This is a genomic window from Calditrichota bacterium, assembly GCA_013112635.1.
Lineage (GTDB): Bacteria > Calditrichota > Calditrichia > Calditrichales > J004 > JABFGF01.
The window spans coordinates 1-17,109 of the sequence record JABFGF010000010.1; the positions used below are offsets into that span (position 1 = coordinate 1).

Genomic DNA, 17,109 nt, shown 5'->3' on the forward strand with positions numbered 1-17,109 from the left:
TCGTCAAAGAATGTAATTTCATACTCATCACCGCTTACTTGGTCATGTTCAACAACATCAATAAAAACCGAACCCTGGCTCGAACCACCGGTTTTCTCCGCTTGGGCACTATTGTAAGGTGTAAAAACATTTGTACCGGCTACCGCGCTTATAAACCCTGACTCTCTGTCCCCCATAAATAAACCGTCTTTTAAAACATAGTCATCAGCTGTGCGGGTGATTTCGTTATTAAAAGATTGAACCCTGTTTATCCCAAATGGTACTACGGCAAAATAATAGGGTTTGCCATTGACAAGGGCGGCGTTATTATTAAAAGCATCTGTGGAAATTGAAAAGTTGATTACTGCTACATCGGCCTCATGCAAATCCGCTCCATTCAGATTACCCTGTTTTGACCAAATTTTGACACGCTCCCCATTTTCCAGATCTTCAAAAAGATCGCCGATATCATTGCTTAGGTCATATTGGCCAATGAGTTTTGTATTTTCAATACCGTTTACCTCATCGGCTGTTGATGGGGAATTGAACTGGTAGATGGCCAGGCCTTCAAAATCAATGGCCCCCAATAAATCCTGCTTATTTCTAAAATTAAAGTTTTCTGTAAAATCGATACGCAGCTCAATCTTCTTATCTCCATTGCGGGCTGTTACTTCTGCTGCGGGCATAGGAGGGGCAACCTGAAAGTTATTATCAAAAGAGCTTTGCACAAGTGCAGAGGTTTCCTTTAATTTGGTGACACTGTCCAGGGCATCTTCGCCTTGTGTTACAATATAGGCCATCACAATATCCTGGCGTTCTCCGGCCTTTAGTTGAAAAGGACCGCTGTTTACTAAAAACCTTTTATCTGCAGGGTTGGTGTCTAACCAACCAGTTTGAGTGACGGGATCACCGGAGAAAAAGTAGCGCACATCACTATGTGAGTCTCCACCAATCCCCCAATCTGATGCAATAATTGGTTCGCCTTCTGCATCAAGGCCGCCTTCCTGGTAGTACCGTGCAATCTCTTTATTTAATGGATTAGGTATAATATTGCCGCCACTTTCATAAGTCATGAAAGATGTAAGTGGAAGGTTTTTTTTATCATACAATGTATCCACACCAAGTAATGGCCCTCCAAAATTATAAGCCGTATCACCAGGGGCATCGACAATTGGCCCTTGAATAAAACCAATTCCAAAAGCCGGTGGGTTTGTACCATAATCAGCATCATCCTGAAAATTATAAGCATAGCCAATATTTAGTGTTGTATCACAGCCGATTAAATCATCCGTTGCACCACCTAAATCAGGGTCCGTCCATCCCGAAATGATCAAATCATCAATATCATTTTCTGAAGCATTTACAACACTATAACGAATAAACACAACATCCCCCAGGGCATCACTTTTTTCAAATGCCCAAATTGATTGTCTTACTTCAAGTCCTAATGCCTGAGTATTAAATACGTCTCTGATCGAAGCCGGTACACTGTCATTATAAACACACCAAAATGTACGGTCCCCTATAATATCCGGTGTGTCTATATTCGGATCGTAACTCCCATCTCCATCCGCATCATAATAATCTGCGCCAATTGCAACAGCATCGGCCCATTTATTATAGTTTTCGCTACCAAGACTGTCCGAGCTATTTACAGTATAAAAAACATATTCCGGAGCATCCGGATCGCTACCCAAATTGCCTGGTTGCATTTCCTGGATTCTACTTGCTGGCACCATCCAGGCTGTACGTAAATCACCATCAACATAACCAGAGAGTGCAACACCACCGGAAAATAAAAACCTTAAATCACTTCCATTGGGGTAAAAGGAATCGGAATCATTACCGGTTTGCCCATCGTTGGTTAAAGCCAGGTCGATATTGTTTATATCCATACGCGCTGTATGTCCGGTTACGGTAACCTTTCCCAGTTTTGCTTTAGTATTATTTTTAATATCTTTGGACCCTATTGAAATAGAAAAAATAAAAAGAAATGCCAAAACTATATTAACTTTCTTCATGATTATTTGTCCTTTGGGATTTTTTTTAAGGTTATCCCAATATAGTCATAAAAAGTTGGAATGTCTACTTTTAAACTGTTTTAGATTACCTGCAAAGGTAGTATAAAATATAATTTCGAGAAAATAATGGTAGCTAAAACAGGGTAAAAGAAAAGAGAAATATTATTAGGTATTACCCAACCACCTGGCCCCAAATAATATTTGGAACCAGGTGAGGATAATTTATTGTAAGTTCTGAACGCAGAAGTTATTATTTTATTAGTAGCATTTTCTTTGTGAAAGATCTGGAACTACCATCTTCTGTTACGGCCTTTAAGTTATATATATAGAGACCACTGGCCAGTTTTGCGCCGTGGTTATTTTCAGCCTTCCACTTAATACGGTATTTACCAGGTAAAAAATCTTCATTAGAAGCAAGTTCTGTTATTCGTTGCCCAAAAGTATTATAAATAGAAATTGTAACTTTTGCTTTCTTTGGTAACTCAAACTGTAATGTTGTTTCAGGATTAAACGGATTTGGAAAATTTTGATCTAAAGAAAAATCTTTAGGTACTATTCTATCCACTACTTCAATCCCTGTTCTAATATCATAACTCACACTCATTGAGATATCATCGATGTTAATACCACCTGCTTGGCCATCAGCGTCTGTTTTCATCCGGAACCGAACTGTGACATTATCAAAACCAGCATAACCGTCGAGTACGTTTAGCCTTTGCTTAAAGCGAGGAAGCTCCCGACCAGTCATTGAATCTACAATATCCCAGTTCTCGTTATCAATTGAAACTTCAACATAACACGTATCTTTACCATCCTCAATATCAAAACGGACAAAATATTCTAACCAAGCCGACTGGTATGATGAAAGGTCAAATGAATAGTTATAAGTCAAAGAGTTATTACTATTATTCTCATAATTGCCTGTTGGGCTATCATCGATTGAATGGCTTCCAGAATTCTTTAAATTTGAAATACCCCAGCCATCCCCAATGTTCCATTTTGATGTTCCATTTTCAAACCCATCTATCACTTCAACCGTATCAATTATAAAGCTAAATGTATCAGAGTTTGCAATATTGGCATTTACAGAAAGGTCCGTTGCCTGAAAATAATAACTTATCTTATCATTTTTTTGCAATGTCATACCATAATCAAGAATAGCTGAATACTCATCATCATTTGTTGTAGCATCCATGATTATAGTGTTTTCTGTATTTGAATTAACTTGCCAAATCATTTTAACATTTTCAGTTTCAATACCAATATTGTCCGTAGCCCTTACCTCAAACAAATATCCATTTGCTTTTGCATTGTTTATTGTGTTCCAATATGGCTGTGAAAGAACTTCAACGGATGGTGGAAAAATATCAGCACCAGCATAAAATGAATTATTTCCTGCAGGTGATACACTTTCATCATTAAGATAAGCCTGAATAAAATAATATATATCAGAATCCGTTGTCCGTTGCGGGATATCTGCTTGCCAGGTGTTTCCTGAAGTGTTTGACATTTCCACAACTTCAAAAGGTGGTAAAGAATCAGTATTCCAAAACAATTTAACTGCATTGATTGTTGTGTCTATCGATGCTATCTCGGCAGTAACGGTTATTGCCTCTTGTGTTTCGAGATCAGGAATCGGGTTATGACTAATATCTAGTCCTATAAGCCACAAAAGTGTTTTTTCCGCAATTGCAAGCTTTGCATTGTTTTCAACAATTGATTCAAGCCCACCAAAAGAAAAATAAACCAATTTATATTCATCATCATAGCGAATTGCGCCATTATTACCACTTGGGTAATTTAATACTGCAACTGCTCCATCAAGTGGTAAAATTTCATCTGGAAACTGCTGGTCTCCGTCCCTTTTATCAAGATATGTATTGAATTCAATACCATCACCTATTGGATCATCAACAACCCCCGTTAAGGAATTCGGCCCATTACCATCTGCTTTATACTCGGCTTTTAAATAGGTATTTAGAAAAGTTAATGATTGTCCACCCGAAGAACTAAGTTGGTTTTCTGCTAAGTCCCAGGCTAAATCCTGACCAGAAATAAAAAGCTTGCCGCCTCCATCTAAATAATCACCCAACAACAAACGATCTGAATCATCCAAGGATGGGAAAGTCCATTCGCAGGACCAGAAAACAGAAGAAAACTGTTTCATTTTTTCCAATGATAAATTTGATCCAATTTTTGTAAAGAGTTCGAAAGAAATATTATGCCTATTAAAAAAATCTACATAATGTTCAAGATTTGCTTCAGCAAGCACGTCTCCTTCATGGTCAGCAACAAGTAAAACTGTTGGTGAAACTGCTACTTGTAATTTAATGTCTTTATTATAACCATTGTCCATACTAAGGTTCAAATTTAAGTCTGCAAACGATGGAAATGCATTATCCTTCGCTTTTATTGTAAAAGAAATCATAGCGGTGTTATTTGGTGTGGCCAAAACACTCCCAATCGAAGAAATATTGTCCGAGCCATCGGTTATTTCTATAGGCCAATCCTCAATTGCTGTTAAAGTTGCAGCAACATTTGTAGCTTCACGCCATTGATTTTTAATAAATACCTGATAACTTACTGTTTCCCCCGGATCAAGCCTTCCATTACCAAGACCAAACTTTGGTTCATTTTCAATTACCTTAATACTGTCAACACTTAAATTAGGCCAAAATGTCTGGATCTCTTCGGTTAGTGCACGAAATGCATTCACCCTTCCTGAACCAAGTTTGCCTATGTACGATGGGTTTTTATCATCAATGTTATCTGCTGTTTGAACAACAATATCAAACAAATCAAGGACACTCATTTCGGGATTATGTGACTTGACTAATCCAGCGACAGAAGATACTAAAGGAGATGCCATTGAAGTACCATTAAAGTACGTATATTTTCCTGAATATAAATCTGATGGGTAAACAATGGTACTATAAATCCCCGGATTAAAATCCCCGCCAGGTGCCGATACTTTAACATAACTTCCAAAACTCGAATAGCTGGCTTTTACATCAGATTTATTAACTGATGCGACAGATATTACCCAATCTTGTAAACCAAGAGCACTTGGGGTTATTGCGTTTCCATTTCCTGCAGATTCTACAACAAGTACCCCATTTAAAAAGGCATAAAAAGCTGCATCTACAATTGCTTGTCCACTATTCCCAGAACTCTGGTTTGTTATATGAGCCCCATTATCAGCAGCATAAATATAGGCAGAAGCAGCAAAATCACTTCGAACAAAGCCATCACCATTACTATCCCTCCAGCCAATCCTTAATGGCATAATAGTTACGCCTGAAGAAACGGATGAAACACCAATTGCATTATTTGTTTGGGCTGCGGCTATTCCACTAACGTGTGTGCCATGACCACCAAAGTCCATTGGATTATTATCTTCGTCACTTCCATCTTCTCCAGTGGCTAAATCAGTTATTCCATCAACAAAATCCCAACCGCGTATATCATCAATAAAGCCATTTTCATCATCATCGGAACCATTGCCACTAATTTCATCATCGTTAGACCAAATTATATTAGCCAAATCTTCATGGTCCCAATCAACACCAGAATCAAGGATAGCAATAATAATATCAGAACTTCCATACCCACTATCCCAAGCTTGTGGGGCTTTTACTTGGGGAAGGTGATGTAATAGATTGTATGATGGGTCATCAGGAATTGTGTCGTCCATTTTATTAATATAAACGGGCTCTGCATATTCAATATCTGGATTAGTATTTAAATCTTTTACTATTTTTGCTATGTCAGCGCTAATATCAGTTTTCATAACAAAAACATTATGTAGGTTCAATTTTTGGGCAACTGTTTCATTTTGCATTGCCTTAAATACTTTTTCACTTTTTTGAACATTGTATTTAGAAATAACTATTTTTTTGGCGTTGTCGGTTTTATTGTTGGCAATCTTTTTAAATTTCACAATAAAATGTCCTGCAACATAGTTTTGTTCATTATTTGCAACGTTATCGGAAATTGAAGCAATTGCTACCTGACAAAATACTAGAAAAAGTAAGGGTATGAAATGTTTAATCATATGTGACTCCTCAAATTAAATTGACCGTGATTTTAAGTTGTTTTGAATAAAACTGTAACATCTTCTATCAAATTTTAAGTTTTTGTAGAGGAATATTAGATTGGTATAACAAGGAATGATTTTTAGAATTCCCATTTTGCTTTGTAAACCATTATTAAAAATAATGATAATGATTGAATGTCTCTATAATTTACAAGTATTCTTGATAAAACAAATTGAATAAAAGAGAGAATATTTAAGAAAAGAATTACTTTCGCTTTATCTGTTTAAATAATCTTGCCAACTTGGATTTTGGAGTTCTCCAATTTTATTGGAATGAATCAGTTGCATTTCAGTAAATAAGTTAATTTTTGCAAAAACAAATATAGTGTTTCCGTCATTTGTATAGTAGTGCCATATCTCGTAAGGTTTTAAATCAGGTTTATTTGGATATCGTTCTATTTCATTTGGTTCTCCATAAATGCAAAAAACCCTTCCTCGATCGGTCAGAGAACCTTTTTTATTAAATGTATCAAACCTTTTATTGGCTATCTCAACTCTATTGAAATAAATTTGTTTAGTTTCATTATTTATAGTCCCCGGTGTTGCATCACGCTTTTTCCAAAACTGATACAAAAATTCTTGTTTTTCAGTAGAATCTTTCAAAGTGCCCCAGAAAGCTATTTCTTTTTGTGAAGCCAAGTAACGTGAGACTAAAAAAACCTCTGCTAATTGTTCATTTCTCATAGTGCCAAATTCTGACAACATCAAATGTGAAGTACCAATATTTGTTTTAGTTTCATTTATATTTGGGTTTATTATTGTAAATCGTTTTCTATTTTTTGCCATTTTATTGGTTACAGAATCTGAGAGAGACAATTCTAGTTTATAACTTCCTGAAGGAAATTTAGAAACATTGACAGATTCAGCAAATATGATAGATCTTTCGCTTGATATAACTTTTTTTACTTTAAAAAAAACCTCTTCTTCATATTGATTATAAACGGAATATCTTAGTTTTAATGATTTAGATTCAGTTCCTCTATTTAAATTATAAAGCTCTGAATAAAAATAGAGAACTGGAAGTGTTTCTCCATAAATGCCACTTGTGTTTGGAATAATTTCATAATTATTCTTATAAAATGGAGAATTATTTTTACTTGTTTTTATTATCGAAGTGGCAAATTGGATATCACTAACAGAAAATTGTTTAGGATTGTAGCCATTAATTGTAAATATAAAAGAAATACTATCTGAACTTTTCAAGTTATTTAAATCCGTTGCCTTAAGTTCGCAATTATATGTACCCTTTTTTAATGAATACTTTAGTATACCTGTAGTTGCAATTGGATACAGGTTAATATCTTGTTCAAAAGAATATTTTTTATTGATAATTATTTCGTTAGTTGCATTTAAAAATAACTTTATTGCCAATAGTCCATTTACATTAACATTTTTGTTGGATTTCATACCATTGTGATAGAACGTATAATATATTTCTATCCGCCCGGTAGAATCACTTTCAGAAAATTGCCGCGCATCAAAATCTACATTGAAAACAGACTGTCCATGAGTAAAAATTGAAAATGTAACAATATTTAGAATTAAATAGACTAGTTTCATTAGTATCCCATAGAAATAAATCATACCCTAAAAATGATATGCTAATTACCGTTTAATAAAGTACAAAATCAAACGTTATCTAAACAAAGACTTAAAAAAAGAGCTCCAACAGGAGCTATATGCTTGTTAAAACAATTTATAAACAAAATTTTTCGTCTTAACATTACTTAATTAATATTAATCGTACTTCTTATGGCATCTAAATTTTACAACTGTTTAAATTGTACACCTATTCATTCTTAAAAGTGTCTTAGGCAGAAGTCCACTTCGATAACCAAAAAAAGGGGAAAAAACAAAAAGCTTCTTAGAAAAAGAAGCTTTTTGTAATACACTTTAATATGCAAACTTAATTGTAAAAACATTATTACTGTCAAAATAATCTGTTACTTGTGAAAATGCATAATCTATAGTAACAACAAATTCATCAATTTCATAATTTAACCCAGCACCAAATGTAGCACCGAAAAGATTATCGTCATTTTGCTCTGTTAAAGCATGATAACCACCACGCAAGAATACTGTATTGTTTAAGGCATATTCAGCACCGGCGTATATTTCGTCATTTGCTTCATTAAAATTAGAAAAAGACCCCATAAAATTAACATTATTACTTTCGTTAATATTAACTTTATAAGCTAGGCCCATAGTAAATATAGTTGGTATATTTGACTCAACTGCTATTCCTCTAAAAAAACCATTATCTGCGCCAACATTTGATCCGGGAATTTGAGACTCAGTCTCAAGATTACGACCATCATATTGCATTTTACCACCTAAATTCTTTAATACAACACCTAATCGTAATTCATTATTAAATGCATATTGAATACCAAAATCAAATGCTAGTGCTGATGCACTGGTTTGTTGAATTTCTTCTGAAATATATTTACCAGTCACGCCAGCCAAAATTCGATCTGTTAAATATCGGCTATATGTAACTCCTGCTGTTACAAAGGTCGGGGAATAAGTCCTACCAGTTCCTTCAGGTAAATCAGTTGTTGTTTCAGTTATATCACCAAAATCTAAACTGTTGACAAAAAAACCAAAAGTCCCGATTTCATTCGTACTTAATATTCCACCGATAAAACTTACATTTATGTCAGCAATATATTGCATCTGATTAACCATCACCTCTGACCGTGCTATTTTAGAAGCTCCGGCAGGGTTCCAATACAGAGCTTCAACTCCAGATACATTAGCTATAGTAGAATTACCAAGAGCTATTGATCGTGCACCTATAGGAATAAGCAATTGTGTCCCTGAAGTTGTTCCAATTCTATTTGGATCACCTGCATAAATATTGCTAGCTAAAAAAAAGATAGCAAGTATATAAATACATAGTAGTTTCATTTTTTTCTCCACTTTTTTCTTACATTATTTGGGCTAGAACCTGTCTATACGGTCTTCACGTTGAACAATTCCAAACTTAAGAATTTTTTCTCCAACACCAGGAACTTCTATATGAGCTATATACATCCCAGAAGCAACTTTTAAATTTGCTTCATTCCTTAAATTCCAAGCAACGTTAGTATTTGTATCATTCTTCTCAATAGTTTTTATTAGCTGCCCAGCTAAATTAAAAATTCTAATTGTAGCTTGTTTATCAACATTTGTGAATTTGATTAATGGTGCGTCATAGCTAACTTCGTATGAAGAATATCCGTAATATGGATTTGGAACAATACGTACTTTATCGAGGATACCTTTGCGATCAGAAGTTGATAATTCCGTAACTAATTCCGCACTTTCAAACCTAAAAACGTCTAAATCTGTATTAGGATAATTCACCTCAATATCCAGTGTCATAATATTCGATTGTAATAACGAATCGGCTTTTGAAAAAAGCTTTACTGCCATATATGCTTCGTCTGTAAAAACACGGCTGTCACTTCTGGTTGGATTGTAAATATCTGTTGAATCATAATCCGATGTCATTATATATAGAATAGGTCCGGATGTTTCTGTATATAATGTTGCGCCACTTGGAGCCCAGGCACAAAGATTTAGTTTTCTGGGATTATCCGCATCACTCATATCATACGCCGAAACAAAAGTATCACCTTTCCGGCGATATCTTGAAAAATTACCTCTTAAAAACGCACCGAATTTTGAATTATCTGTTGTATCAAATACAACACGTACTGGAAAATACTCTTCTTTTCTAATCCAATCTGTTAAAGTAAACGGATTATCGACATGTTTAACCAAATCAACGCCATCGTCATATAGGGCTGAATCAGAAAAAGAAGACTCATTGGCTCCAATTAACCATGGTGCGGCAGACGTATCTACAGAGACTGCTCTTTCATCAACATCATAAACCCTAACCGACAAGCCATCAACAATTGGAAATGACCATTCTGTGCCAGCCAACCCTTGAAAAGTCATACTATCAAGAAGAGTCACATCATTATCTTTATTCATTAACTTCCAATATTTTGCATCGTCAAAGAAAGAAACTTCATACTCATCACCAGTTACTAAGCCACGATCAACTACATCAACACTTACAGACCCTTGGCTTTCACCAGAAGATTTGTTTGCTTGATCCGCATTAAACGGTGCAAAAACCGAAGTACCCGGTGTTGCCCTTATAAACCCGGAAATTCTATTTGAAGCAAATAACCCTCCAGGTAAAACAAGGTCATCTCCTGCTGCTGTATTATCATTCTCGAAAGCTAATGTTTTGTTTATTCCAAAAGGAACAACTGCAAAGTAATACTGCTTTGCATTAACTAAGGGTTCATTCAAATTAAATGCATCATTGGTTATTTTTAATCTTTGTATTGCAACACCTGCTTCTTCTAAATCGGCACTGCTCAAACTATTATCACCACTTTGTTTTTCCCATACTTTTATACGCTCACCATTGGAATCGTCAATATATAGATCCCCAACATCATTATCTAAATCAAAGCGTGCAATAATTTTAGCGTTTTCAACACCGCTTACTTCATCTTGTGTAGACAAAGAGTTGAATTGGTAAATTTCAAAACCTTCAAAGTCAATTTCGCCAACCACATCTTGTATTCCGGAAAAATTAAAAGATTCTGAATAATCAATTATCAATTCTATTTCTTTGTCTCCAGTACGTACAGTTACATCCGGAACTGGAATGGGAGGGGCGGATAAAAAGTTATTATCATATGATGCCTGTGCTAACTCATCAGTAGTTTTTAACTTATCAAGACTCTGAAGAGCGCTTCCAGATTGAGCCACTACATACGCCATAACAATATCTTGCCTATCACCAGCTTTCAATTGAAATGGTCCATTATTGACCATAAACCTTTTATCTGCAGGGTTAGTGTCTACCCAACCTGAACCAGTCACTGGATCTCCACTAAAGAAAAATCCTTCATTGCTGCTAGCATCGCCACCAGCACCCCAATCCTGCGGGACAACAGGATCGCTGTTTGCATCAAGACCACCTAGTTGATAATTTCTGGCAATATCCTTATTAGTTGGTCCCGGTAATATATTACCACCGTTTTCATAATACATGAAAGATGTCAGGGGAAGATTCTTCATATCAAGTAATGTATCAACACCGAGTAGTGGACCCCTGAAATTAAAAGCCGTATCACCTGGGGCATCAATAATTGCACCCTGAAAGAAATCAATACCAAATGCAGGCGGGTTGAGGCCATAATCACCATCATCCTGGAAATTATAAATATAACCCATGCTCAATGTTGTATCACAACCAATTAAATCATCAGTTGGAGTACCTAAATCGGGATCTGTCCATCCGGATATGATCATGTCATCGATATCATTACCCGAAACATTGACAACACTATAGCGAATAAAAACAACATCCCCTAAAGCGTCACTTCTTTGAAAAGCCCAAATTGATTGCCTTACTTCAATTCCCAATGCCTGAGTATTTAATACGTCTCTGCTCGAGGCAGGTACACCATCATTGTAAACACACCATAAAGTGCGATCACCGATAATATCAGGCTTATCGATATTTGGGTCATATGCCCCATCTCCATCCGCATCATAAAAATCTGCACCAATTGCAACAGCGTCGGCCCATTTTATGTAGTTTTCACTACCTTGCGCATCTGAACCATTTACAGTATAAAAAACAAATTCCGCAGCATCAGGATTAGTTCCGGCATTGCCTGGTTGCAATTCCTGAATCCTGGATGCAGGAGCCATCCAAGCTGTCCTTAAACTCCCATTTACATAACCAGACATTACCGGACCTCCGGAAAATATAAAAGATAAGTCTGTTCCATTGGGGTAAAAAGAATCTGCGTCATTCCCTGTTTGTCCATCATTGGTAACAGCAAGGTCAACCCTGTTAATATTCATGCGTGCTGTTTGACCTGTTAGTGTAACCTTTCCTAATTTTGACTTTTTACTATCATTAACATCTTTAGCAAAAAGTAAAGTAGAAAATATTACTAATAAAAATATAAAAAATTTAGTTTTTTTCATGATTTTTTTTCCTTTTAAAACCTAATTTTCAGTCCAAGGCGTACAATACGTGGAACTCCATAATTTTGAGGATCTTTTTCAAGTGCTTTATAATCTTCAATATAAGGTTCTCCTGAAGCACGAACTCTTTGTATACCTTCTGAAGTACTAAGAAAAGCAGAATCATCTGGTTTTCCTGTTGACTGGTACACAAATGTAAAGTTTTCGCGATTAAACAGGTTTTGAACCCATAAATAAGGTACAATCTGCATTTTCCCAACAGTGATTAATTTGTCAATTTTTAAATCTACACGAAATGTCCCTTCTGAATATGTACTATTAATGAACTGAGAAACATCACCCTGTTGCGTCTGATCAATAGTAACATCAACATACTCTAGTGGCGTATAAGGTCTTCCGCTATTATAAGTAATTAAAAAATTTGCTCCGGTATTTTGAAACAAATGTTGCCCAAATAGCATAGGTCCTTCTTTATCACCCGCACGAACATCGATATTTGCAGTAAGAGTATGGCGTTGATCAAAGTCCAGAGGGGCAATCTGTTTTGGTACTTCACCATTTGCATTACGAAACGCCGCAGTATAAGAACTGGTTTGACTTGAACCTGTTCCTTCAGAAACTGCCAGTGTATAATCAAGTTTTGCAGAAATCGGTCCGATTCTACGTAAGTTAAAACTTGCAGCCAAACCTTTTACAGTACCAAAATCTGTATTTGCTGCAGTTAGATAATTAAGAGTATCTAGCCCAAAAGAGGTTTGTTGTTGGACTATATTTAAAAGCCCACGAATATTTTTATAGTAAGCTGTCAAATCAAGAGAAGCAAAATCAGCAATCTGTTGCTTAAATCCAAACTCATATTGTGTGGTATTTTCAGCTTCTGTATGACCATTGTAAACAATAAGAAGGTCTTCTCCATTCTCAAGATCATTCATGCTTAACCAGGAGTCATAAGTTCTAAAAAAATCACCTCTTTGTTTAAATATGCCATACTGAGCATGAAATACGGTTTTTTCTGTTACAGGAAAAGCAAAACCAATTCTTGGGCTTATATAGTTTTCCACAGGAATTTTCTCAAGATCTGCTAATTCCAAGCGGTTTGGGTTGGCACCAAAACCGTAAATATCATCTTTCTTTCTAAACCTGTAACCATCTGCATCAAAATAATCCCACCGGAAACCAAGATTTAAGATAAAATCCTCAAACTCGACCTTGTCCTGGAAGTATGCTGCCAATTGAATAGGATTACGTGCTCCAAATTCAGTGTAAGTTTGCCCTGAAATATTTCTTTCCTGATTACTTTCAAGTTCTTCACCAAACAAATCATAACCATAGTAAAATGGTTGAAGATTGAAATACCTTTCTTCTTCAGTAAAATCATCCTGGCCAATTGCTAAACCACGTGGTGAAAAAGTATAATAACGCAGTGTGTTTAAGTCGTAGTTAAAACCTATTTCAACCAGGTTGTTGTCAAATTGTTTTGTAAAGTTTAAATCGAAGCCGTAAGTATCAAGTTGATATTTTGTATATCTGTTATTTACAGCTCCTTCAGCGTTAAAAACACCCACATCATCTTGCCTGATTATTTCACCCGGTGTATCAATTGCTGAGTTTATTGTTGGATCTCCATACCCATAAAAATTATCTCCCCAAACACCGTCGCCTCTTTCATAGTTATTTCGGCGATATCTAATAATAGCGTCCCCAAATGCAGTATTATCAAAGGTATAAGACAATTTCAACGAGGCTCCTAAATCAACTTCATCTACTCGAGGGTTATGGGCAGAATTGTTTTTATAATAGTTAGCAACAGGAATACGTGATTCCCGAAAAGAACCGTTGCTACTTAATATTGCACTAAGATTACCCCAGTGCCCATCAATTTTACCGGTATAACGTAAAACCTGGCTTTCATTATCAGGGAGAAGTGAAGAATTTATCCCTGCAGATGGTATTTTGAGATTAATTGCACTCGGATCATCATCTTTTGTATCCAAGAGTTCCACAGATCCAAAAAAACCATAAGTTTTTGAGCCTGGGAATAAGGGTCCGCCTAAATATGCAGAGACTGATGTGTAATCAAAGTCATCAAACAGAGAAGAATTTAAACCTTCAATACCTCCAAAATATTTTTTTTCACCACTTTTAGTAACAATATTAACAATTCCAGCCTGTGCGTTTCCATATTTAGCACTAAAGCCACCAAGTTGTGATGATACTTGTTCAATCGCTACATCTGGAAGAGTGCCTTGTGCACCATTTCCACCGCCACCGAGAATATTATTAATAGGGATACCATCTACAATAACTAGTGTTTCATTTGCACGCCCACCTCGCACATTTAACGCAGCATTATCTGTTTCACCACCACTACCATCAGCAGAAACAACACCAGCATTAACTGCTACTGCTTGGTTCACACCTTTTATTGGCATGTTTTCAATCTGTTCAGAATCCAAAACCCGAACTGTATTTGTTGCAGAAACTTCAAAGAAAGGTCTCTCAGCAACAACAATTATTTGTTCATCCAATTCTAAAGTTGCTTCTGTCAATTCAGCATTTAGCCTTTTTGTGATATCAGGAACGATCCTAATATTTTCAACTTTAATATCTTGATAACCAACATATATAAATTTTACTGTGTATGTCTTAGCCGGGATATGTAAGATTGTATAAAACCCATCAACATCTGTTGATGCACCCAATAATGTCCCTTCAATGAGTACATTCACCCCAGGTAGTGGATCTCCTGTTGCTTTATCCTGAACAATCCCACTCAACTTGCCAGTAGTACCAGCAAGAGCAAATATTGCCAAAAAGAAAATAAGCAATATTACTTGCAATAGTTTAAACATTAAATCCTCCTTAAGCCTTTACCGTGAATTAAGTCCATATATATTTAAATTTTTAACATCCCCCATGACTTCACAACAAATGAACTTATAAATCGATTAGTAGCTTACAAAATTAAAACCTGTATGAAGGACCTCCTTCATACAGGTTATGTAAAAAACCATACTATGAAACTATTTCATTAGAACCATCTTTTTAGTAGATGTTAAATCACCAGCCGTTAAAGTATAATAATAAACACCAGAGGCAAAGCCATTTGCATTAAATGTAACTTTATTGAGACCATTTTTCATCTTTTGGTTATTCAATAAAACGGCAACTTTTTGACCGACAGTATTAAATACTTCTAAAGTAACCTCTTGAGCTGCCTTTAAAGTAAAATTAATTTCAGTGGTTGGATTAAATGGATTTGGAAAGTTTTGTTTTAGGTCAAAACCTTGTGCAACAAATTCACCATCTCCAATACCAGTTACAAAATCAACTTCTATCCGCTCATAAACCCAATCACCCATAGCTGCACTACCTTCGCCAAAAAGGCTAACACCTGGGCTGTTATCAACATAGTATAACAAGTCAACATACATTTTATCATCAACCATAACAATGCTTCTTGTCAGGTTAGGGAAAGTTTCAGAAGTCCCTGTTGTTCCCGCAAGATATTTCGGTGCTGAAAAAGTTGCACCACCATCAGTTGAAGTAGCGATCCAAATATCTGTTGAGAAAATACCAGAAGTAGAGTCACCAGGGAAATCCTTAGCAAAAATCAAATTTCCACTTTCATCTGTTTCAGGTTTTTGCCAAACAACTGCAACATAATCACCATTTGTAGCAATTGAAGGATATGCATTACCAATTCCGTTTCCAGGATATGGGCCTGTTGCTAAGGCCGAAAATGATGTATCTCTTCCAAGACCACCGTCAACTTCCACAATTGCTTTATCTCTGTCATTCCAATATAGAACTGGAACGATAACTGCCGTATCTGCACCAACAGCAGCCTGGCCATAACCATTGTAAACTGCATGGAAAGTACCTTGTGCATCAAAAACAGAACCATACTGTCCAAAGTTAGAGACAAAATACTGGGTTCCATTATTCCAAAGCTCATCAATTACTTGTGTATAAGTCCATGTAGCACCACCATCGTTACTCTCGGCAATCCATGCACCCTCGCCATCTGAAGATCCTTCAGTTGCAAATGAAGACATAAAATGGTTTGCATCTGTTGGATCAATTAATACTTCCTGTTCAGAATTACTTGGTGCTTGAGCCGTATCAGGAACTACTGGAAAAGTAGACCCAGACCATGTAGAGCCATGATCCGTACTGATATAAAGAGTATCACTACCGGCAGCAATTACAATTACATCGCCAACCCTGTCTATACATGGGAAAACACGTCCGTCACCAAAAGCGGTTTCAGTAAAAGAGTAGAATGCTTCACCTGCATCGGCAAAATAAGAAGTTCCTCCACCATGAGTTACAGCCAACGCTTCATCATTTTTACCATTTACAACTCTACCCCAGCCTGTACTGCGGTCTTCTGTAAGTGATTGGTTTCCAAAGAAACTTTCGCTTGATAGATCGAAAAAATCATATGTAACAAAACGATCGCCACCTGCTACTTGTCTGTTCATATAAACCATATGAATACCAGTTGCAGAAGTTGCCATCATACGGCTCAAAACAGAATTTGTACCATAATCGTAAACTGTAGAGCCTAAAACATGACCAGCAGCTGTTTTATGAAAACTGCTAGCAATTACTTCTGATGTGATAGCATCTTGAGTACTATCAATTCTCTTTGCTTTCTTTTCAATAGTTGAGCCTGCGAAGAGAGATGCACTAAATAATAATAAAAATAGAACTGTAAATAACTTACTCATGTTACCTCCATAATAGAGAGTGAATGAATGAAATATTTATTAATTATAAAAAAGCAATACTAACTAAAGAATGCAATACCTCCTTTACTTAATTAAAGTTCTTTGATAATAATTTAGTTAATTGTAAATTTGAAACATAATTAAAAGGTGCTTCCCGGGCTCGAGACTTAACATAATACATTCAAAAAAACCTGTCAAGTGTTTTTATTAAACCTTTTGTTATTAAGAATAAATGGTTGTTTTGCTTATTTAAGCCGTTTTAAGT

Annotated in this window: 7 protein-coding genes; all 7 read right to left on the minus strand. The window is 35.9% G+C overall.

Annotated elements, in window-relative coordinates; genetic code table 11:
• Positions 1-2,000 (minus strand): hypothetical protein (locus HND50_19210; protein NOG47379.1); only part of this gene is annotated, 2,000 nt, incomplete at its 3' end.
• A 250-nt stretch (positions 2,001-2,250) separates the two neighbouring features.
• Entirely contained in the window at positions 2,251-6,054 is a 3,804-nt protein-coding gene (locus HND50_19215) for a S8 family serine peptidase (GenBank protein ID NOG47380.1), read from the minus strand.
• 258 nt (positions 6,055-6,312) lie between these two features.
• Positions 6,313-7,503, minus strand: a complete 1,191-nt coding sequence (locus HND50_19220) for a GWxTD domain-containing protein (protein ID NOG47381.1) — start codon at positions 7,501-7,503, stop codon at positions 6,313-6,315.
• A gap of 486 nt (positions 7,504-7,989) precedes the next feature.
• Positions 7,990-9,006, minus strand: a complete 1,017-nt coding sequence (locus HND50_19225) for a PorV/PorQ family protein (GenBank protein ID NOG47382.1) — start codon at positions 9,004-9,006, stop codon at positions 7,990-7,992.
• Positions 9,007-9,039: 33 nt separating this feature from the next.
• Positions 9,040-12,108, minus strand: a complete 3,069-nt coding sequence (locus HND50_19230; protein NOG47383.1) for a T9SS type A sorting domain-containing protein — start codon at positions 12,106-12,108, stop codon at positions 9,040-9,042.
• 14 nt (positions 12,109-12,122) lie between these two features.
• Positions 12,123-14,960 (minus strand): TonB-dependent receptor, encoded by a 2,838-nt coding sequence (locus HND50_19235; GenBank protein NOG47384.1) that lies wholly within the window; start codon positions 14,958-14,960, stop codon positions 12,123-12,125.
• A 171-nt stretch (positions 14,961-15,131) separates the two neighbouring features.
• The gene (locus HND50_19240; GenBank protein NOG47385.1) at positions 15,132-16,844 is read right to left on the minus strand and encodes a T9SS type A sorting domain-containing protein; all 1,713 of its coding nucleotides are present in this window, start codon (positions 16,842-16,844) and stop codon (positions 15,132-15,134) included.
• Between the last annotated feature and the right edge of the window lie 265 nt (positions 16,845-17,109).

Excerpts from the sequence above, each read along its gene's own strand:
- HND50_19225 (NOG47382.1), bottom strand. The coding sequence starts at position 9,006 with ATGAAACTACTATGTATTTATATACTTGCTATCTTTTTTTTAGCTAGC.
- HND50_19230 (NOG47383.1), bottom strand. The coding sequence starts at position 12,108 with ATGAAAAAAACTAAATTTTTTATATTTTTATTAGTAATATTTTCTACT.
- HND50_19240 (NOG47385.1), bottom strand. The coding sequence starts at position 16,844 with ATGAGTAAGTTATTTACAGTTCTATTTTTATTATTATTTAGTGCATCT.
- HND50_19235 (NOG47384.1), bottom strand. The coding sequence starts at position 14,960 with ATGTTTAAACTATTGCAAGTAATATTGCTTATTTTCTTTTTGGCAATA.
- HND50_19215 (NOG47380.1), bottom strand. The coding sequence starts at position 6,054 with ATGATTAAACATTTCATACCCTTACTTTTTCTAGTATTTTGTCAGGTA.
- HND50_19220 (NOG47381.1), bottom strand. The coding sequence starts at position 7,503 with ATGAAATCCAACAAAAATGTTAATGTAAATGGACTATTGGCAATAAAG.